1 protein-coding gene is annotated in these 298 nt (G+C 35.2%); it reads right to left on the bottom strand.

Annotated features, from left to right (window positions below; translation table 11 throughout):
- The coding region (locus ACJDU8_RS25815) for a sulfurtransferase TusA family protein (RefSeq protein WP_406795039.1) at positions 1 to 272 on the bottom strand (272 nt) is incomplete at its 3' end.
- Between the last annotated feature and the right edge of the window lie 26 nt (positions 273 to 298).

The following is a 298-nucleotide window of genomic DNA, read 5'->3' as shown; positions in this document are numbered from 1 at the left end:
TCATTGTGGGTTCTTTCACACCAAGATTTTATATCCTCATAAAATCCTTGATCCGATGCTGTAACTTTTAAGATTTCACCTTCCCCCATATCCTGTATATCGCTATTAACACGCATTAGAGGTCCCGGACAACATAGTCCACAAGCGTCAATATTTTTGTCAAAGTGTCCTTTTTTATATGCTTCAGCAGCTTCTCCATATTCATTTAAATTACTCTCTAGACTTACACTAACTTCTCTTTCTTTTAAATCCATAGGGAATTGCTTGTTCATTACAACATCTCTTGGTTTAAATTTAC

It is taken from the genome of Candidatus Clostridium eludens, from assembly GCF_045310515.1.
Taxonomy (GTDB): domain Bacteria; phylum Bacillota; class Clostridia; order Clostridiales; family Clostridiaceae; genus Clostridium_B; species Clostridium_B eludens.
The sequence above is the reverse complement of the archived record's forward strand: the minus strand, read 5'-3'. Positions and strand labels throughout refer to the sequence as shown.